Below are 18,972 nucleotides of genomic sequence, written 5' to 3'. Positions count from 1 at the left end.
CTCATGGCTCGCTCTTACCACAAGACGCCCCGGCGCTTCGAGTCTTGGTCGTCTCAAAAGGTTGCGTCAGGAGGCGAAAGCTCCACGTGAGCATCGAGGCTTCTGCTTTTTGAAACGTAATTTGTCTGTTATTCTCTAGGGGCTTCGCGCTCTTGTAGCGCACGGACGCAACGTCTGCCTCGCCAACGAGTCGATTGGGCGGTCGTTCCCCTTCTTTGATGTTCGAGATTGTGCTGTGGGAAACGATAGTAGTGCCTCCAATCCCCTGATTTTCCATCCCTGGGTCGACAGGCTTCTGCCGGCCAATCACCGAAACAGCACGGGTATCGAGGGGTTGCGTGCGCGTGTGCTCGTGCTTTCGGCACTCGCCGTCTGCGTGTGGGGACCCATCTTCGGCGGCATCGCGTGGCTGCTCGACGACATCAGCTTTGCGCTGATGTACCTGGGCGCTTCGGTCCTCGTGTGCCCCATTCTCTATTTGTGCCTCAAGCATCGCAGCGTGACGTTCGGCGGAAACGCGCTCGCCTTCATTCTGATGGCCTTGTTGGCGGCGGTGGCCTACGACACGGGCGGGGTCGACGCTCCCACGCTCAAGTGGCTGCCGCTCGTGCCGGTCATTGGCTACATCTTCGGCGGTTGGCGCTCTTGCGTGGGGTGGATCGCCGCGTCTTTTGCGCTGGTGGCCGGGTACACCGCGGCCGAAGCGATGGGCGTGGAGTTCGTCTCCAAAATGCAGGTCGACGAGGAGAGTCTGACCAACCTCATCGGATTGCTGGCCTTGGTGATCTTGCTGCCGCAACTCTTCGTGCTCAACGCAGGATTGCAACGCTGGTTGGTCGAACGGGTACGCCGCGAAGAAGAGGTCAAGCGTCGGATCGAAGCCGAACTTCGCGCGGCCAAAGACCGAGCGCTGCAGCGCAGCAAGGAAGGCTTGAAGAGTCTGATCGCCCACTCACCGGACGGCATCGTGGTGTTCCGCAAAGGTAAGGTGGTGGCGACCAACCCGGCGTTTCGTAAGATGTTGGGCTACGAGGGGGAAGAGGCGCTGCTCTCCTCGATGCTCGTGAGCTTGGTCGCCAGTAACGAGCGCGCCGAGTTCGGTGAGTTGCTCGACCAGATTTGCGCCGGCGAAGACATCCCCTACAAAGAATACTGCTTTTTGCGCGCCGACGGCGAGATGGTCGTCGCCGAGGTGACCGGCACGCATGGTGCCTACGACGGTCGCGACGCCTGCTTTTGCTTGGTGCGCGACGTCACTCAGCGCAAAGAGGTGCAGGGCAAGATGATGCACCTCGACCGCATGAACGCCGTGGGCACGTTGGCGGCCGGGGTCGCCCACGAGATCAACAACCCGCTGGCTTACGTCCACTCAAACACCGAGTTCTTGCTCAGTCGCACCAGCAAATACCGCAAGAATGGGGCCGGCGAAGGCAGGACCGACTTTCTGAGTCACAAAGATCTCGTGGAGGCGCTCGAGGACATCCGCGAGGGAACCGACCGCATTCGCACCATCGTGGCCGACCTGGGGACGTTTTCTGCGCCCGAGACCAAGCTCGTCGGGCCGCTCGACGTATGCGAGTTGATGCAGTCGGCGCTCAAGATGGCCGACAATCACCTGCGCCACCGAGCCAAGTTGGTGACCCGTTTCGACGAGGTGCCGGCGGTCGAGGCCAACGAGGCGAACCTGGCTCAGGTCTTCCTCAACCTGGTGGTCAACGCGGCTCAGGCCATTCCGGAGGGCGCCGTCGACCAGAACGAGGTTCGGGTGACGATCCGCTACGACGAGGCCGCAGACCAGGTCGTCGTCGAAGTGGCCGACACGGGCGAGGGGATCGCCGACGCCGTCAAGACGCGGATTTTCGACCCGTTCTTTTCGACCAAGGGGCAAGACGAAGGCATGGGTCTCGGGCTGTTCATCTGCCGCAATATCGTGCGCGATCACGACGGTGAGATCGGCTTCGAGACTACGCCGGGGCAGGGGTCCATCTTCCGGGTCCTGTTGCCCGCATCGACCCGGCAGGCCGACCCTTCTCGCGAGTTCGAGACGCCCGTGAGCACCGAGGGCTATCTGGGGCGGGCGCTCATCATCGACGACGAGCCCGGTGTTTGCCGAACGGTCGCGCGCGTGCTCGGCTCGGGATTCGAGCCGGTGGCCGTCCACAGCGGGCGCGAGGCGCTCGATTTGCTCGAGCGCGACACGTCCTTCGAGGTGGTCATCTGCGATTTGCTCATGCCCGACGTCAGTGGCGTCGAGGTCTACGAGCATATTCGCGACCATGTCCCCGCGCTCGAGCAACGCATGGTCTTTGTCACCGGGGGCACGTTCACCCAGCGAAGCAACGATTTCGTGCGCACCACCGACCGGCCGGTGATCCTCAAGCCGTTCGACATCAAGGAGTTCCGCGAGGTCGTCGCCGGCGTCTGCGCGGCCTGAAGGCCAGCTTTGATATGCACGACCTTGACACTTTGGGAAGGCGGTGCTAGTGGACTCCGTTCCATAAACGGCCTCGTCGTTCTGGACGCCGGGGCAGATGTGAAATTGTCACGGGCATCTGCCCGTTCGAAAAAGCGAAAGAGCGAACCCACAGAGCTGAGAGAAGGAGTTCATCGTGCCGACACATAAGTCTGCCGAAAAACGGATGCGCCAGAACGCCAAGCGTCGGATGCGCAACAAAGGTGTTCGAAGCACCCTGACCACCCAGACCCGCAAGTTCCGCGAGGCGCTCGAAAACGGCGATCTCGAAGCGGCGACCACCCAACTGCGCAACGTCGAGTCGACCTACGACCGCGCTGTGTCCAAGGGCGTGATCCCGCAGAAGCGCGCGTCGCGCAAAGTCTCGCGACTTGCCAAGCGACTCAGCGAAGCGCAGTCGGGCGAGTAAGGCTCGCGCGACCTCGTTTCGAGGCGCACCGAAAAGAAAATCCCGCGGTTTTGACCGCGGGATTTTTTTTGGCTGGTCTGCAGGCGCTCGCTCAGGGCAGCGGCCCGCGGGGAATTTCTTCGCGGTAGCTCGGGAAGTACTGATTCGGCCGGCGTGTATCGACGGTGAACTCCCACGAGCCGGTGACATCACGCGCCACGACGTTCTCGTCGCGCGTGCTTACGATCACCCCGTCGACGAGTTCTCCCTGGACGATAGCGCCGTTCTCGGCCCCCAATTGGTTGAAGACGACGGTGCCTCGCAGGGCGAAGGTCTCTTTGAGCTCGGGACAGGTCTCCGAAAAGGCGATCACCCCGCGGATGACCGGCGGCTCGTCGAACTCTTCGTCGTCCTCGAGTTCGAGCGGGTCAGCCAGTTCGAACGGCTCGCCCAGCCGCGAGCGCACCAGCTTCGGTTGGTAGACCTCGAGGTAGACCAGATCGCTTACGGATGGCAGCCGGTGGTCGGTCTGCATGAACACCCCGATGGTGTTGACGCGCTCTCGCGCGGCGAGCATCTTCGGGCGTATCGGCGAGGCAGTAGTCAGACATTCTTCGTAGCGTTCGACGCTGCCGATAGTGAACTCGGCGTCGTCGCTCGCCGCGCAGCCTGCACCGGCCAGCAGGAGCCAGCAGGTGCATGCGGTCAGGAGACTGGGCCGCCAGAAATGCAGTCGCGCCATGATTGGAATCGCCTTCAGGTGGAGGTTCGACCTTCGTTGTTCCATCATGCGCGCATCGGCGTCCGGTTTCAAATGTCTTTGCAGCAGTATGATATGCCAGTGTGGCAAGCCGGGGCTGTGCTTGGATGCGTGTTGTGCGGCGTTGACACGCGGTGTCCAGGTCTTAAGTTGTGCTCGCCGGTCGGCAAGTTCAATGGAGTAGTTGATGAACAATCTGCAAAATCGCGGGCCCAACCAAAACCGCCCCCCGAATCCGGACGAAGAGCCAAACCAGGGGCTTTTTTCTAGCCGCCTTACCTGGATTTTGCTGCTCCTCGTGCTGGGCGTCATGCTGGTGATCCACCAGCTGCAGCAGCCTGCCGGGAAGGTTATCCCCTATAGCGAGCTCAAAGAGAAGGTCACCGCCGGCAAGGTCGAGTCGGTCACCTTCAAAGAGCAACAAAAGATTATCCTGGCCGAGCCCACGGAAGAGGCGCTCAAAGAAGCCAGGGAGGGCACCGACAAGGAGTTCGACGTCTGGCGCACCGTGCGCGTCGAGGACGACGAATCGCTGGTGCCGCTGCTCGACGAGAACAACGTCGAGGTCGAAGCTCAGTACGATCCGGGTTGTGACGGGTCGTTTTTCTGGATCTGGATCGCGCCGCTGTTCGTGCTCTTTTTGTTGTGGAGTTTCTTCATGCGCCGCATGAGCGGCATGGGCGGGCCCAACTCGCCGGCCATGCAGTTCGGCAAGAGCAAGGCGAAGGCCTACAAAGAAGAGGGCACAGGGGTGACCTTCGACGACGTGGCCGGCTGCGAGGAGGCCAAGGCCGAGCTCGCCGAGATCGTCGAGTTTTTGCAGGAGCCCGAAAAGTTCACCCGCCTGGGCGGCAAGGTCCCCAAGGGCGTGCTGCTGGTGGGCCCGCCGGGTACCGGTAAGACGCTCTTGGCGCGCGCCGTCGCCGGCGAAGCCGACGTTCCTTTCTACAATCTGAGCGGCTCGGACTTCGTCGAGATGTTCGTCGGCGTGGGCGCAGCCCGTGTGCGCGACCTGTTCGAGCAGGCCCAGAACAGCGCGCCGTGCATCATCTTCGTCGACGAGCTCGACGCTATCGGCAAGCAACGCGGCGCCGGTGGCTATCAGGGCAACGACGAGCGCGAGCAGACGCTCAACGCGCTTCTGGTCGAGATGGACGGCTTCGACTCTCGAAGCGGCGTCATCTTGCTGGCGGCGACCAACCGGCCCGAGATCCTCGACCCGGCGCTTCTTCGCGCCGGACGCTTCGACCGCCAGGTCGGCGTCGACCGGCCCGACAAGCGCGGTCGCCTGGCCATCTTGAAGGTGCACGCCCGCTCGATTGTCGTGTCCGACGACGTCGACTTGAGCATCGTCGCTGCCCAAACCCCGGGCTTTGTGGGGGCGGATATGGCGAACCTGGTCAACGAAGCGGCGCTCATGGCTGCCCGAAAGAGCAAAGACGCCGTCGAGATGACCGATTTCCAAGAGGCCATCGAGCGCGTCATCGCCGGTTTGGAGATGAAGAGTCGCCGGCTCAACGAAAAAGAGAAGGACATCGTCGCCTACCACGAGTCGGGCCACGCCATCGTCGCCGGCGCGCTCGAGGAGGCCGACCCGGTCCACAAGGTCAGCATCGTCTCGCGCGGCATCGGCGCGCTGGGCTACACGCTACAGGTGCCTCTCGAGGACCGCTATTTGATGACCCGCAACGAGCTTCGCGACAAGATCTGCGGGCTTCTGGGCGGTCGCGCCGCCGAGCAGATCATCTTCGGTGACATCTCCACCGGCGCGGCCAACGACCTGCAACGCGTCACCGACATCGCCAAGCGCATGGTGCGCGACTACGGCATGAGCGACACACTCGGCAACGTCAGCTACGGCGACGACTCCAAAGGCGGCATGAACCCCTTCGCCGGCAAGGAGTACTCCGAGGACACTGCCATCACTATCGATCGCGAGGTCCACGAGCTCATCGACGACTTGTACGGCAAGACGGTTGCGATTCTGGAGAAGAACCGCGATCTTTTGGAAGAGATGGCCGAACACCTCAAAGAGAACGAAGTCCTCGAGGGCGACGAACTCGGCGAGATGCTCGGCCGAGTTCTTCCTTTCGAGAAGGCGGCTGACGGCAACGTCGAGCCGCGCTCGACCGCCCGCGGCACCGCCGCTCCGGAGTCGAAGCTAGAGCCGACCTCCGAGCCGGAGAGTGCCGAGGACGCGGGTTCTGAATAAGGCCGCTGCCCACCAGGGGCAGTCGGTGGGACGTAGAAGTCGATGACCGTCGATATAATCGCCATTTTCCTGTTCGCCGTGGCCATCTTTTTGGGGTGGCGAGCCGGCGCGGTCTCGCAGGTCGGCCGCGTGGCGGCCGCTGTCTTGGCCGTCGTGGGCGCTCCGTACGGTGCGGTGATGGTGCGCGACATCATGTTCGCCGACACCGAACTGTCGCGCCCGGTGGTCGAGGCGACCTCGCTCTTTGTCGCCGGCATCCTCATCTACGTGGCGGTCGCCCTGACCGGCTGGCTGATCGTGCGCGCCATGCACGCCACCAGCGAGCATCTGACCCTTCTCGACAAGCTCGGCGGCGGTACTATCGGCGCCATCAAGGGCACACTTCTCATCTACTTCGTGCTCACCGTCTTCGCGCTGTTGCAAGTACCCGCCGAGAAGCTCGACCCGTCGAACGCCATGGGGCTTCGCGGCGGCCACGCCACCGAATTCGTCATCGAGCACAATATCCTCGCCCCTTGGCAGCTCCCCGAGCTCTCCGAGCTGCACACCGCGCTCAAGGTTCGCTACTACGCCGACGAACTCGACCGCGAGCGCGTCTTGCACGACCACCCCCGCGCGGCCGATTTTTTGCGCAAGGACGCCATCGCCATGCTCACCGACGACCCCGCGCTCATGCAGGCCGTCGTCGACGACTACTATCCAGTCACGCTCGCCGATCCGCGAGTGCGCGCCGCCTTGAGCGACGACAAGATTACGCAGACGTTGAGCTCGATCGACTGGGAGTCGCTTCTCAAAGAGCTCATGAGTCCGGTTCACTCCTGACCCAAACGCCTTCCGCCAATCTGTATCCGTCATCGTCGGTCACGATGATGCCGTCGAGGCCCTGCTTTCGGAGCATGCGAATCGTGGCGTAGACGCGGTTGGCAGCCGAGGTCGGCTCGAGTGCTTCGCCCGGCCAGCCTGCGGCGACCAAGGCGTCGACGTCGGCCGAGGGTCGTCCGGCGGACGCGCGTTCGACGAGTTCGCCGAGCACGCGTCGAAGTGGGGCGCGGCTCGACAGATTGACCGGGTCGTGGTCGCCGAGCTGGAAGGTGTGACCGTCGGAACCGATACGCAGTACCTGTGACGGTGGGGCCTCCGGAAGGTCGTAGTCGGCGCGCGCGCGCTCGGCGGCTAGCTGCGCGTGGCGGCGCGCCACGGCGGTGAGTGCGTCTTCGGGGAGGTCGGCGAGGCCGTCGACGGCGCCGAGTGCCTCGTAGACGCGGCTCCAGCGTCCCGCCTCGAGGTGGATATCAGTTGCCGAGAGTTCCAACGTGGCCGCCCAGGCGCGGGCGACGTGGTCGCCGCGCTCGCCACGGTACTCGGCGGCGGTGCGCAGGCGTTCGATGGCGGACTCGCCGAGCTCCCGGGCTGTCTCGAGGCGACCGTCGGCAGCCAGAAGAAACGCCTCGTAGGCGTCGAGAAACGCGGCGTGGCCCGGCGATCCGACCGAGTCGGCCGTCCTGCGGCCACGATCGAGGTGGGCGTGCATGGTGTCTTCGTCGCCTCGCTCCCAGGCGACCATCAGACCCTGAACGTCGGCGACGAGGGCGGTGACCTCTTGGCCGCTCAGTGCGGCGGCGTCGAGCGCACGGGCGATGAAGTCGGCGGCTTCGTCGAGGCGGCCGGCGGCGTTGGCGTAGATCGCTGCGTACGACAAGTTGCGCGCTCTTCTGGCAGTCAGCCCTGCCTGGGCGAGCCCATGGTCGACTTCGTCGGCCAATTCGAGGGCGCGGTCGTAGTGGGTGGCATAGAATTCGAGCATCGCCATGTGGTGGCGGCAGAGGAGCTCGCCGTTTCGGTAGCCGGCGTCGATTTGCCTTTCGAGTTCGTCGGCGAGGAGACGTGTGGCCCGGGCCGTCTCGCCGGTCTCGTGGAGCGCGAGCGCCCAGCCGACCGCCGGTCGAGCGCGGTAGAGGGCGTGAGTGTGTCTGCAGGCGAGTTCGTACGCCTCGGCCAGAAGCTCGGCCCCCTTGGCGAGGGCGTCCTCCTCGTCTTCGGCTCTCGGAGTACCGAAGCGGGCGCGGTTGAGCTCGAGGAGGCCGAGTTCGTTCTGCAACTGAAATCGCCAGAAGGGCGCTTCGCACTCTTCCAGGCCGCGACTCCAATCAACGCGAGCCTCTTGCAAACGCCCGAGGGCTCTCAGGATTCGACCACGCTGTAGGAGCGTTTCAGGGCGGAGCGGTGTGCTCGGTGCTGCACTTTCTAGCGCAGGCTCTATCTCCGCGAGCGCTTCCTGAAGTCGGCCGGCGAGGCTGAGGAGTCGCGCTCGCGTGATCGCTTCGCGGGCGTGAGGCCATACGCCGTCGCTCCTCTCACACTTTTTGCGCCGAGCATCGATGCGCTCCAGATAGGAACCGAGCAGGCCGCGAACCTCGAAGGTCGGCTCGAGCGTCAGCGTCAACGCGGCCGCCTTGGCAGGCGCCAGGCGCTCGCAGGCGGCGTTGATATTGGCTGACTCGCCGATAAGGCAGGCGAGGGCGGCCTCGCCACTCTGACCACGCACTTGTGCCGCCCACGCTCGACCGCGCTCGTAGAAGTGCTCGCTGTGCCGTCGGCGCGCGTCTTCGAGCTGTGTGTCGTCGCCATGGGCGAGGGCGAACTCTTGAATGCTCTCGAGAAGTGTGAAGCGCATCTCTTGGGTAGGCTCGTCGTGGCTGGTGACGAGCAACGATTGCAGCACGAGAGACTGCAATACATCGCCCACCCATAACTTCTCGTCGTCGATCGCCACGACTTCCTCGGCCGCGGCGAGCTCGAAGCCGCCCTCGAAGACGGCACATTGGCTGAGTACGCACCTTTGGACGTCATCGAGCATCTCCCAGGAGATGGCGATCGCCTCTTCGAGCGCCATCGGCGCGCGCGCACCGGCGGCGTGACCTGGCCGAAGCAACTGCAAGCGCTTGCCGAGTCGCTCACCGAGGCGCGTGAGCAGCGCCTGCGGCGTCATGATCGCCAGGCGCGCGGCGGCGAGTTCGATGGCGAGCGGAAGGTGGTCGAGCTGTAGAATCAGAGTGCGCAGAGCGCCTTCTTCGAGTTGCGCGGCGCGAAACTCGGGCCGAGCGCGACGTGCGCGGGCCTCGAAGAGGGCGACGGCTGCGTCCTCCTCGAGCGGTCTCAGGGGCAGGGCGAGCAGCTCGACGCCTTCGACGGGCACGCGCGAGGTCACCACGGCCCGCAGCCCCGGAGCGGCTTGCAGCCGAGCGAGCAAGGCGGCGACCTGCGGGCGCACCCTCTCGACGTCGTCGAGCACCACCAAGATCTCGGAACGCTCCCGAAGCGCGCGCGTCAACTGCTCGAAGACCTCCTCGCGCTCGAATTCGGCGACCGGCGGCATCGACAAGGCGTGGACGAGCGCGTCGAGCAGCGTGTCGAAGTCGCCGGTCGCACGTGCGTCGACAAAGGCCACCTCGCAATCGCGCGCGATCCAGGCGGCTGCTACACGCCTCGCCAGGGCGGATTTTCCGACGCCGGGTGGACCGTAGATGCCCACATATCCAGAGCCCTCGTCCAGAGCGTCCAAGACCTCGTCGAGCTCTGACTCTCTTCCGAATAACTGTGCGCGGGTTTGATTGAGGCGTGTCGCGTAGCTCACCGTCTCTCCAGTCTCGATACTTGGCGCTCATGATAACGCGCCGACGTCGTGGAGCAATGACGTGCGCAATTTCTCAGTTTTATGGACTTTCGGCCACAAAGTTTCAGACGGTTTCAGGCCCTTTTGTTTGGGGCTGGGGGCGGCGAACTGATACATATAATCGCGACGGAATTCATACGGAGAGAAGCGATGTTGCAGATCCGAAAGAGTGGGGAGCTCGTCGGCCTTCTTTGCCTCGTGTGCAGCCTCGCCACGGCGGCTTGTGGCGGCGGCTCGTCTGCGCAGGCCGAATTGGCTGACGCAGGTCGGTCTGATGCGGAGTCGTCCGAGCGAGACGCTGGCGATGCAGACATGCGAGACATCGGCGAACAAGACGCGGACGCCGCGCTCGCGGGGTCTTACCGATCCATCTTCGCCGGCGCCGACGGGGAGGCTTTCTTCGTCACCTATCATACGGACGAGGGCGTGCAGCTCTTCGGCCTCGATGTAGACGGTACATGGTCGGAAGTGCAGCTTCCGGAGCCGCTCCGTCGTGACCCCCTTCTGGTTCTGACGAGCGTGGTCACCACCGAGTACGACTTGCTGTTAAGCACACGGGAGCAGGGCGCCTGGCGCCGGCAGCGCGACGATCCTCAGTGGCAGGCTTTCAATCCAGATTGGTTCGACGGCTCCGGTCAGATCACCCACCTCAAGAAGCTTCGCGACCGAATCTATGCCTTTCACGAGGTCGAGCCGAACTCGCCGACCGGCATCGAGTTGTGGCAGCGGCGTCAGCTCGACTGGGAGTATATCCGAAACGATATGTTCATGATTATCGACTATATGCCGCGCGAGGAGATGTCGGTGCGTGCGACCCGCTACGGCACCATTGAGGTCTCCTACGACGCCGGGGAGACCTGGCAGGCTGTGCCCGAGGTCCAGGGCACGTTGCCTCCCCAGCTCTTCGAGTGGGGCGAGAGCGTCGCGGTGATGACGACCTCGGGTGTCTGGCTCACAGGTGGAGAAGACAATCACTGGGATAAGCTGTCAATTCATGGCGGCGAGGCCGGCGCGCTGCTCGGCGACGAGCTCGTCGTGGCGAATCGGTCGGGCGAGGTCTCGGCGGTATCGCTCGCCGATCAGTCGGTCCACGCGCTTCCGTCCCTCGACCCGTCGATCATCCAGACTCTGCAACTCGGCGTCGTCGGCGAGCGCATGGTCGTCGCCACGAGTCACTCTCGAGTGCTCCAGCTCTCCGCCGCTTCCTCGCAGTGGGAGAAGGTCGACCCACAGGCCTCGATTTCAGGTCGACTCGCCCGGTGACGCGGTTCTTTCAGACGCTTTTCGTTGTGGCTCAGCAGCCGGGTCGTCACGCTTGAATGGAGGGCAGAAGCTCTGTCCCGAAATGTTCATGTGACCGACGAAATGGAGAAATGGATGACTGCTCGACAGACCACAACCAAGCTCTTGGTGATGCTCCTCGCCTCCGGCCTCTGGCTGGCCGGATGTGGGGAGGCGGCCGACTCGTCGCCAAGTCCGGACCCGGCGCCCCATTCGCAAGAGGAGGGCGCGACCTCGCAAGAATCCGACGACGAGACATCCCGCCCGCGAGATTCCCAAACCGACTCCGACCCCGACGATACGGCGTCGGACCCGGCGCTTGCCGCTGATGCCGAGTGGAGTGGGGTGCTGGGACCTGCTGGCGGAACGTTCACAGGTTTGTGGGCGGCCGGCGGACACTTCTTCGCCACCCAGACCGACGCTCGCGGCGACAGCTTTCTGTGGCGATCCGATGCCGGCGACTCCTGGGCGCGTGTCGAACTGCCCGACGAGCTCATCGTCTCGCAGATCATCGATGTCGTCGCTCACGAAGGCGACCTGATCTTGGTGGGGCCGAAGCCCTTGCGCTCGAGTGACGGAGGGGCATCTTGGCAGCCCTTCGACTTTCAGCTCGAGAGTGGCGAAGCTTTGGACGCCCGCGAACTCACCGCCGCGCGCGTCTTCGACGGCGAATTGTACGTGGTGGCCGGCGCGCTCGGGCAGACCTCGACGCTCTTTCGCGTCTCGGGGGATCAGGCGACGCTCGTCGACGACACGCTGCCGGCTGGTACCGTCGATCTCGCGGTGCTCGGTCAGACGATGGTCCTCTCTCAAGGCCACTACGCGGGCCGGCTCTTCTTCAAGAATGCCCAGACGCTCGATTGGACACCGGCGCAGACCCCGGAGTCACACGCCGTTGGCGCCAAGCAACTGCACGTCGACGCCGACTCCATCTACGCGACCTCCGAGGCAGGCGTATGGCGAACGGACAACGGGGCTACGTTCGACGTCATGACTGATCAGCCGGCGCGACAGGCCGTCATCCACGGCGATGCGTTGGTCTTCGGGCCACTCGAACCGTGGAATTACGTGATGTCGATCGACTTGTCCGAAGCTTCCGGTGGCAGGGTTGAGGTCGAGTATCTCGGCGGCATGAACGACGCCGAGAGCTTTTTGCTCGCGTCGGACGGGAGCGAGGTGGTCTCGTCAGTGCGAGACCACGGCCTGCAGCGGCTGAACTTCGCGACTGACGCGTGGGAGCAGATTAGCCCGACACGTCGTCCGGTGGCCGACTTTGCAGACACTGCCGACAGCTACTGGTTACTCACCGAAGCTGGTCGAATCTTCCGGTCGACCGACGCGCAGCGATGGGAGCTGCAGCCTATCGGTGAGCACCGCGGCGCCAGGATTCTGGCTCACCACGACGCGGTCTTCATGGTCACTCAGACCGGCGATTTCGTCGCGCTTCGTCCGGGCCACAATGGCTGGGCGATGGGCGAGCCGGTCGCGCTCTCGGAGGGCACGGCCTCGTCGGTCGTGGGCTACGACGACTCGCTGCTCGTCTCGTTCGCGCCACGAATCTTGTCGGGGCGCGGCGGATCGACGCCCGTTGGCGGCGGTCTCTTTCTGGCCGAGAACCGAGCCGAGCACTGGAGCGACTGGAATCGCATCGGCGAAGAGTTGCCCGAGGACTACGACTACCGGCAAGCGCCGCCGGTCTACGCGGCGCACGCCGAAGACGGTTTGCTCCTTGTGGTCGCCAAGGATGGCCTCTATCGCTCGGTCGACGGCGGTGAGAGTTGGGCGCGCGGCTCGCTCGAGCAGCCGTTCGACTCGAGCTACCTGCATGCCGAGCGCGCCTGGCTCGCCAGGGGAGAGCAGGGGCTCTTCGCGCTGACCATGACTGCGTCGGGCATGCACCTTCGAAAGAGCGATGACAACGGCGAGTCGTGGCGCACCGTGGTGCGCTCGCCGGACGCATCGGTCACCCCGTCGGCGCTCGTGACCGACGGGCCGAACCTCTTGCTCGGCACATGGGAAGAGGGCGTGCTCGTGTCGACCGACGGCGGCGAGTCTTGGCAGCCGCTGGCCGACGGCTTTGTTGACGCTCCCGTGCGCGGCCTGCACCTTCGCGGCTCGACACTGTGGGCGGCGACCACAGATGGAGTCATGCACCTCGAGTAGGGACTACGGAGGCAGCGTTTCAAGCGTTGGTCGATCACAGGCTTGGCTTTGCTACCAGTGCACGACGTGCTGCCTCCGAGAATCCTCCCGAAGTCCTTGATATGTCACGTCTCGTCTTGACATTTGGGAACGCGCCTCATAGTTAAGCGCCACATTTAACCGAGGAGGTTCCCATGGGGTTATCAAGCTAATTCAAGAAGTATTTGGTTCGGACCACGTCTCGAGTAATCCGTACATCAACGCCAGCAACGGCACGCAGAACCCTTACTCGAATGGCATCGTGTTCTCCGGACGCACTCGCGTCGAGTCGAAACGCGCGCTCCTTCGCTACTGGCAGCAGAACCGCCAGTCGCTCGGAGTCGACTTTCGCCAGCTGCAGCAACGCTGCCGCATTCTCGACGATGACAAAACCATCGTACTGGAGCATCAGCTTTGAGTGACGACGACCATCCAGACGCCAAAAAGGCGCGCCGGCAAAAATGCCAGCGCGCCTTTTTTCGTTCTCGTTTATTTGGTGGACTCAGAGCTTCTTCTTGACCAAGCCTAGATACTTCTTGGCGACTTTGTTGTTCGGGTCGTTTTTGAGCGCGCGCTCCCAAGCGTCGTGCGCCTCCTGGTAGCGGCCGAGTCGGTAGTAGGTGCGCCCGAGGCTGATGGCGTAGCCCGCGTTGCCCGGGCTCGAGTTCGAGGCCTTCTTGTGGTGCTTGAGCGCCTGAGAGTAGGCCGACTTGTGGAAGAGCAGGTCGCCCAGTTCGGCGTGGACCACCGGGTTCGACGGCGAGCGCGAGATAGCCTCTCGGAAGAGCTTGATGGCCTTGTCGTCCTGATTGTTGGCCGCTGCTGCTTTCGCCTCGCGAAGAATCTGCGAGAACGAGCGCGTCGGCTCCTCCTTCTTCTTGGCGCTGTCGTTCGAGCGTTTGGCGGTGGAGCCGCGGCTGGGCTCCTGCTTCTTCTGGTCGTCGCGCTGGCCGGCTTGCTGCTTCGGCTCGGGCTTTGCCGTGCTGGCCGATGCTTCGGTCGTTTGCTCTTCTCGAGCTTGCTGGGCGGCATCTTGGTCGCCGGTCGCCCCTGCGTCGGCGTCGGCGTCGGCTGTGGCTGCCTCGTCTTGCTTCGCGCCGGCGTCGCCTTCACCCGCAATATAGCGTTTGTGCAATGCGTCGCTGTAGGTTTGGAGCTCTTTGTTGTCGGGGTCATACTGAGCTGCGTAGCCCGACAGGTCGCGCGCATGACGAAGGTCGCTGCCTTCCACCTCGCGCGCTTTCTTTTCGGCTGCTTCGACAAACTTCTTGCGCGCCTCTTCGTAGGCGGGCTCGCCCTTGGCGTTCTTTTGGAGCTTCTCGAGGAAGCTCACGGCGCTGTCCGAGATGGGGCGGATGAGCTGTCCACGGTCGAAGGCTTTGTCGAAACCGGCGCGAAGCGCGTCGACGTCGACCCCTTCGGCGGTCTCTTCGGTGGTCTCGGCGACATTTTCGCCTTCCTGAGGCTCGCCTTCGTAATTCTCGAAGAAGAAGTACAATCCGATCGAGCCGACGACCAAAAAGCCGATGATGCCGATGGTGAGGTACTTGCGCAGGTTTTCGGAGCGCTCGTGATGCTCCGAGATGGCCGCGTCGTCCCAGACATCATCGGTGCCGCCGCTAAACCAGTCGTCGCCAAACTCTTGGCCACCGTCGTTGGCCGTCTCGACGAAGCCCAACTCGCCGATATTCGTCTTCGGCTTGGCTTCTTCAGCATCATCTTCTGACGCCTCCGCCTCATCGTCGGCTTCTTCGTCCTTGTCGTCCTTCTCGTCGGACTTGTCGCCCGCCTCGGAGGACTCATCAGACGCCTCTGCGTCCTCGGCTTCTTCCGCAACAGATTCGTCGATGATGATCGACGGAGTGTCTTCTTCTTCCTTCTCGTCCTCTTTATCTGCCTCGGAAGCTTCTTCCTCGGACTCCTCTTCATCCGAGGCTCCATCTGCCTCGGCGTCGTCGGTCTCTGCCTCGGCGTCGTCGGTCTCTGCCTCGGCGTCGTCGGTCTCTGCTTCGGCGTCGTCGTCCGACACGTCGCTCGATTCGGCGTCGTCCTCGGCCGTATCCGTCTCCTCCGCGTCCTCTTTACCTTTGACGTCGTCGGCGATCTCACCCCAGCCGTCGTCGACGGTGCCCATCGGCTTGGTGCCGCCCGACTCTTCCTTCTCGTCGGAGGCTTCTTCACCTTTGTCGGCCTTCTCTTCCTCGGAAGCATCCTTATCGTCAGAAGCATCGTCTTCGTCGGAACCTTCGGCCTCCTTCGCCTTTTTCTCGGCCTCTTCCAAGTCGGCCAACGAGCCCATCATCAGAGTCTTCTTCTCGGCGCTGTCGACCGACTCGACTTCCGCTTCGTCGCTCGCATCGTCTCCGTCTCGAAGCTCCGGGTCGTCGATGATGATCGAGGGCGACTCGGACTCGTCTTCGCTCGATGCCTCTTCTTCTTTGCTCTCGGCTTCCTCTTGCTCGTCCTCTTGCTCGCTCTCGTCGGCAATCGCGACCGACGGCAGGCCCATCATCGTCTTCTTGTTGTCCGCCTCGCTGGCGGCTTCTTCTTTGGTGTCCTGCTTGTCGTCTGCGGCTTCGTCCGCCTTCTCCTCGGGCGCCTCGTCTTCGCTCGAGGCGACAGGCGCACTTTCGAAGACGGGAGCGTCGGCCGCGGACAACTCCGGGGCCAACTCGTTCGGGGCTTCGTCGAGCAACGAACTCAGTGCGCTGATCGCCGCAACCGGGTTTTGGAAGCGGCGCTCGGCGGCCTTGATGAGCATCATGTCGAGGATGTCGTCGATGTCGGCGGGCAATCCGGCGCCACCGCGAGCGATCGACAACTTGAGCGGCTTTTCATGCAGGTGACGCTTGAGCGCATCGGCCGGGTTCTTCGAGGTGAACGGCGGTTTTCCGGCGATCATCTCGTACAACAGCATGCCCATCGCATAGACGAGGCTCTTCTCGTCAGCATCCGAGGCGTCGCGGATGACCTCCGGGGCCAAGTACCCTGCATAACCCAAGAAGCCGTCGGGGTTCTTCTCGGCCAGGTCGAGCGGGCGCTCGGGGTGGCACAGGATGTCGTGGGCCCACTCGCCAAGCTGGATGCGCCCCTCTTGCAGTTTGCTGATGAAGACGGCCTGCGGGTGGATTCCCGCATGGATGACTCCGCGCTCGGCAAGGTAGTGCAGCGCGCGGCCCAACGAGCACGTCAGGCGCACGGCGACCTTCCAGTCGAGCGCCTTCCGCTCGTCGAGCAGTGTCTTGAGGCTCGGGCCCCGGGGGGCATCTTCGGTCACGAACGGGGTGTCGGAGTCGAAGTTGACGGAGTGGACGCTCGAGATCTCGGGCGGCAGCGTGTCGCCGAGGGCTTGGAGAGCTTCCTCGAAGGCCTCTTTTCGGCTCTGGTCCGGCACAAACCCCTGGTTGAACACCGTCACACGCACCGGTTGGTCCGAGCCGATGAGTTTGCCGGCGTAGCGCTCGGCGAGGACATCGGAGAACTCGAGGCGCTCCAGGTGGACCTGGCCCGCCAAGTCGAGTCCGGTCATTTCTCCGGGAGACAATTCCCGAGCATCGACGAGCTTGGACCCGTCATGCGGACAAAACGTCTCGCCACCATCAAAACGCGCTTGACACTCTGGACAGACTTTCACCTATTCGTCTCCAACGAGTTGGATCTGTTGTGCCTTTGGTTTCTCGGACCGCGGTTCATATTTGAACCGAAGGTCGGAGGGATGATAACAGCCCTACCGCATATTGCGAACTATCGGTAACGATACGCTTCTGCGCCCGTTTAAGAGCCGCTCGACGTGGCTCGACACGATAGCGGACGCGTGCAAGAGTGTTAATCCACCAGCATTGGAAGGTATATGAACGAGCAGAAAAGTCTAGTCGAACGCCTCAGCCCCGAGCTGACAGGCAAGCAGCGGCGCCATCTGCGCTCGCTGGGCCACAGCCTCAATCCCGTCGTGATGGTTGGCCAGCGCGGTATCAGCTCGAATCTCATCGAGAACTTCGAGGCGCAGATTCTCGCCCACGAGCTCATCAAGGTCAAAGTTCACGAAGCCGACGAGATGGACGAGGTCGCCCAAGAACTCCACGACGCCACCGGCGCCCAGTTGGCTCAAAAGATCGGCAAGATGCTGCTGTTTTATAAACCGCATCCCGAGAACCCGGAAATCTCGTTGCCGTCCTGAGGACTCCAGCATGATTTTGCAGATTAACGCCGAGCATCCCCAGCCGCGCCGAATCGACCAAGTTGTCGATACGCTCAAAGATGGTGGTCTGGTGGCTTATCCCACCGACACGGTCTACGGCATCGGCTGCGACATCTTTAACAAGCATGCCGTCGAGAAGCTCCACCGGCTGGTCGCCGAGATCAAAGGTTCGCCGGACCACGCCCCGCTGTCGTTCATCTGCCGGGACTTGAGCAATATCGCCGAGTACGCACACGTGAGCGACTACGCCTACCGCACCCTTCGCCGCATGCTGCCTGGGGGCTACACCTTCGTGTTGCAGGCGACCAAGCTGGTGCCCAAGGTCATGCTCAACAAGCGAAAGACGGTGGGCATCCGCGTGCCGGATAACCCGATCCCGATTCGCATCGTCGAGCGGCTGGGCAACCCGATCGCGACCACCAGCGCCACGCACTCCGACGGCGACTTGATTCCCGATCCCTGGACCATCGAGGAGTTGTACGGCCATGCGGTCGATCTGGTCATCGACGGCGGCTACGTGTTTCCGGAGCCGTCGACGGTCATCGACTTCTCGGGCGACCACCCCCAGCTCATCCGCAAGGGTAAAGGCCCGGTGGGCGACCTGGAGTACGTCGAGCTTATCTAGCGCAAAAAAGAAATTCACCACGGGGTGCACAGGGGGCACGGAGAGGAGCGTCAATAAAAGCTTCGTGGTCTCCGTGCCCCCGTGGTGACTTTGGAGCTACCGCGCCGGCGTGCTCGCCGCCCCGTACCACATAATGCTCGGGAACGTGTGCACCAACGCGGCCTGCCCGGTGCCGCTGTTGATCTCGATGAGCTGGCCCGAGCCGGTCAACCCGAACATCCTTCCCCAGGCTGCGGTGAGCCCGTAGACCTCCGAAAACCCCATCAACCCGATATCTTGTGCTTGGCCGGTGGTTCCGTCGATGAGCACCAGCGCGTCTCCGGCGATATTGTGGTTCGAGCTCATGTATAGCGAGTTGTCCTTGTTGACCACGCAGTCGCCGCTCGAGTTGTACGACCCGCCCATCGAGCCGAGGTGCGTGGCCACGCCCGTGGACAGGTCGACGGTGTAGACGTCGTTGCTCGCCGTCATATAGGCCGTTCCGCCGTTGTTGATGGCCAGACCGTTGGGCGTGCCGCTTACGCCGAGTTGGCCGATGAGCACCCACGAATTGGTGTTGGTGTCGAACTCGTGCAGCGCGCTCGAGGTAATCCCGTAGAGCGTGCCGTCCGGGTGGGTGTCCATGTCGAACAGATTGGGGACTGTGCTCAACTGCGTGGCCGTCTTCTCGAACGGGTCGACCTCGTACAGGTGGTCGTTCGAATGGGCATAAAACTGACACTGCAGCCCCTCATTCAGTTGACCGTCGCAGTTGTTGTCGTACTCGTCGCACAGCTCGGGGGCGTTGGGACCGACCGCGGTGTTGTTGTCGTCGCAGTCTTGGCCGCCGCACGCTTGGTCTTTGGCTCCGTCGCCGTCGCGATCGGGGCACTGGGAGGTGTCCTCGCCCGTATCCGAGGAGGGGGCGTCCGGTGTGGTATCTTCGAGCGTGCTCGAATCGACCCCGACGTCCGCGCTCGATGTGTCCGGCGTCGATGTATCTGTGGAGGTGTCGCCTGCATCCAACCCTGGGTCGACGCGTTCACACGCCCCGGTCAGTGTGTTTCGCTCTTCGCCGGCCGGACAGTCGTCGCCTGCGCCACCGCTCGTGTCGTCGGAGCAGCCGACGGCGACTAGAGAGAGAATCAGAAGCGAAGCTCGAACGCGTTGCCACATCATCGAAAATCCTTGCGACGGCTAAG

Annotated in this window: 13 protein-coding genes; 9 read left to right on the top strand and 4 right to left on the bottom strand. The window is 63.2% G+C overall.

Going from position 1 to position 18,972, the window contains the following annotated elements; all coding sequences use genetic code 11:
- Nucleotides 1–235 precede the first annotated feature (235 nt).
- Together FIV42_RS02505 and rpsT are read left to right on the top strand one after the other, a co-directional pair.
- Nucleotides 236–2,434: a hybrid sensor histidine kinase/response regulator gene (locus FIV42_RS02505; RefSeq protein ID WP_141196147.1), complete on the top strand. Its 2,199-nt coding sequence runs from the start codon at nt 236–238 to the stop codon at nt 2,432–2,434.
- A gap of 175 nt (nt 2,435–2,609) precedes the next feature.
- The gene (rpsT, locus tag FIV42_RS02500; RefSeq protein ID WP_141196146.1) at nt 2,610–2,882 is read left to right on the top strand and encodes a 30S ribosomal protein S20; all 273 of its coding nucleotides are present in this window, start codon (nt 2,610–2,612) and stop codon (nt 2,880–2,882) included.
- Nucleotides 2,883–2,973: 91 nt separating this feature from the next.
- On the opposite strand, the gene FIV42_RS02495 is transcribed toward rpsT, so the two are convergent.
- Nucleotides 2,974–3,651: a hypothetical protein gene (locus tag FIV42_RS02495; protein WP_141196145.1), complete on the bottom strand. Its 678-nt coding sequence runs from the start codon at nt 3,649–3,651 to the stop codon at nt 2,974–2,976.
- Nucleotides 3,652–3,808: 157 nt separating this feature from the next.
- Between FIV42_RS02495 and ftsH the strand changes: the two genes are divergently transcribed.
- Together ftsH and FIV42_RS02485 are read left to right on the top strand one after the other, a co-directional pair.
- Nucleotides 3,809–5,833, top strand: a complete 2,025-nt coding sequence (ftsH, locus tag FIV42_RS02490) for an ATP-dependent zinc metalloprotease FtsH (protein WP_141196144.1) — start codon at nt 3,809–3,811, stop codon at nt 5,831–5,833.
- Between the two features lie 42 nt (nt 5,834–5,875).
- Nucleotides 5,876–6,655: a CvpA family protein gene (locus FIV42_RS02485; protein ID WP_141196143.1), complete on the top strand. Its 780-nt coding sequence runs from the start codon at nt 5,876–5,878 to the stop codon at nt 6,653–6,655.
- Here FIV42_RS02485 and FIV42_RS02480 read toward each other — a convergent pair.
- Nucleotides 6,633–9,467, bottom strand: coding sequence for an ATP-binding protein (locus FIV42_RS02480; RefSeq protein ID WP_141196142.1), 2,835 nt, complete (start codon nt 9,465–9,467; stop codon nt 6,633–6,635). The two genes, FIV42_RS02485 and FIV42_RS02480, sit on opposite strands and share 23 nt — an antisense overlap.
- A gap of 189 nt (nt 9,468–9,656) precedes the next feature.
- Between FIV42_RS02480 and FIV42_RS02475 the strand changes: the two genes are divergently transcribed.
- The 3 genes from FIV42_RS02475 (at nt 9,657) to FIV42_RS29935 (ending at nt 13,386) form a co-directional block, all read left to right on the top strand.
- Complete coding sequence (locus tag FIV42_RS02475) at nt 9,657–10,769, top strand: hypothetical protein (protein ID WP_141196141.1); 1,113 nt, start codon at nt 9,657–9,659, stop codon at nt 10,767–10,769.
- A gap of 114 nt (nt 10,770–10,883) precedes the next feature.
- Entirely contained in the window at nt 10,884–12,950 is a 2,067-nt protein-coding gene (locus FIV42_RS02470) for a sialidase family protein (protein ID WP_141196140.1), read from the top strand.
- Nucleotides 12,951–13,230: 280 nt separating this feature from the next.
- Nucleotides 13,231–13,386, top strand: a complete 156-nt coding sequence (locus tag FIV42_RS29935; protein WP_168210337.1) for a hypothetical protein — start codon at nt 13,231–13,233, stop codon at nt 13,384–13,386.
- A gap of 84 nt (nt 13,387–13,470) precedes the next feature.
- Here the strand turns inward: FIV42_RS29935 and FIV42_RS02465 are convergent, their stop codons facing one another.
- Nucleotides 13,471–16,497: a protein kinase domain-containing protein gene (locus FIV42_RS02465; RefSeq protein ID WP_141196139.1), complete on the bottom strand. Its 3,027-nt coding sequence runs from the start codon at nt 16,495–16,497 to the stop codon at nt 13,471–13,473.
- A gap of 321 nt (nt 16,498–16,818) precedes the next feature.
- Here FIV42_RS02465 and yhbY point away from each other — a divergent pair, with 321 nt between their 5' ends.
- Complete coding sequence (yhbY, locus tag FIV42_RS02460; protein WP_141196138.1) at nt 16,819–17,145, top strand: ribosome assembly RNA-binding protein YhbY; 327 nt, start codon at nt 16,819–16,821, stop codon at nt 17,143–17,145.
- Between the two features lie 10 nt (nt 17,146–17,155).
- Nucleotides 17,156–17,791, top strand: coding sequence for an L-threonylcarbamoyladenylate synthase (locus tag FIV42_RS02455; protein ID WP_141196137.1), 636 nt, complete (start codon nt 17,156–17,158; stop codon nt 17,789–17,791).
- 96 nt (nt 17,792–17,887) lie between these two features.
- Here FIV42_RS02455 and FIV42_RS02450 read toward each other — a convergent pair whose 3' ends face one another.
- Entirely contained in the window at nt 17,888–18,949 is a 1,062-nt protein-coding gene (locus FIV42_RS02450; RefSeq protein WP_141196136.1) for a putative metal-binding motif-containing protein, read from the bottom strand.
- Between the last annotated feature and the right edge of the window lie 23 nt (nt 18,950–18,972).

This window comes from Persicimonas caeni, assembly GCF_006517175.1.
GTDB lineage: Bacteria > Myxococcota_A > Bradymonadia > Bradymonadales > Bradymonadaceae > Persicimonas > Persicimonas caeni.
Note: the sequence above shows the minus strand (reverse complement) of the source record. Positions and strands in the feature narration are given on the sequence as shown.

Excerpts from the sequence above, each read along its gene's own strand:
- FIV42_RS02485 (WP_141196143.1), top strand. The coding sequence starts at position 5,876 with ATGACCGTCGATATAATCGCCATTTTCCTGTTCGCCGTGGCCATCTTT.
- FIV42_RS02475 (WP_141196141.1), top strand. The coding sequence starts at position 9,657 with ATGTTGCAGATCCGAAAGAGTGGGGAGCTCGTCGGCCTTCTTTGCCTC.
- ftsH (WP_141196144.1), top strand. The coding sequence starts at position 3,809 with ATGAACAATCTGCAAAATCGCGGGCCCAACCAAAACCGCCCCCCGAAT.
- FIV42_RS02465 (WP_141196139.1), bottom strand. The coding sequence starts at position 16,497 with ATGACCGGACTCGACTTGGCGGGCCAGGTCCACCTGGAGCGCCTCGAG.
- yhbY (WP_141196138.1), top strand. The coding sequence starts at position 16,819 with ATGAACGAGCAGAAAAGTCTAGTCGAACGCCTCAGCCCCGAGCTGACA.
- FIV42_RS02470 (WP_141196140.1), top strand. The coding sequence starts at position 10,884 with ATGACTGCTCGACAGACCACAACCAAGCTCTTGGTGATGCTCCTCGCC.
- FIV42_RS02495 (WP_141196145.1), bottom strand. The coding sequence starts at position 3,651 with ATGATGGAACAACGAAGGTCGAACCTCCACCTGAAGGCGATTCCAATC.
- FIV42_RS02450 (WP_141196136.1), bottom strand. The coding sequence starts at position 18,949 with ATGATGTGGCAACGCGTTCGAGCTTCGCTTCTGATTCTCTCTCTAGTC.
- FIV42_RS02455 (WP_141196137.1), top strand. The coding sequence starts at position 17,156 with ATGATTTTGCAGATTAACGCCGAGCATCCCCAGCCGCGCCGAATCGAC.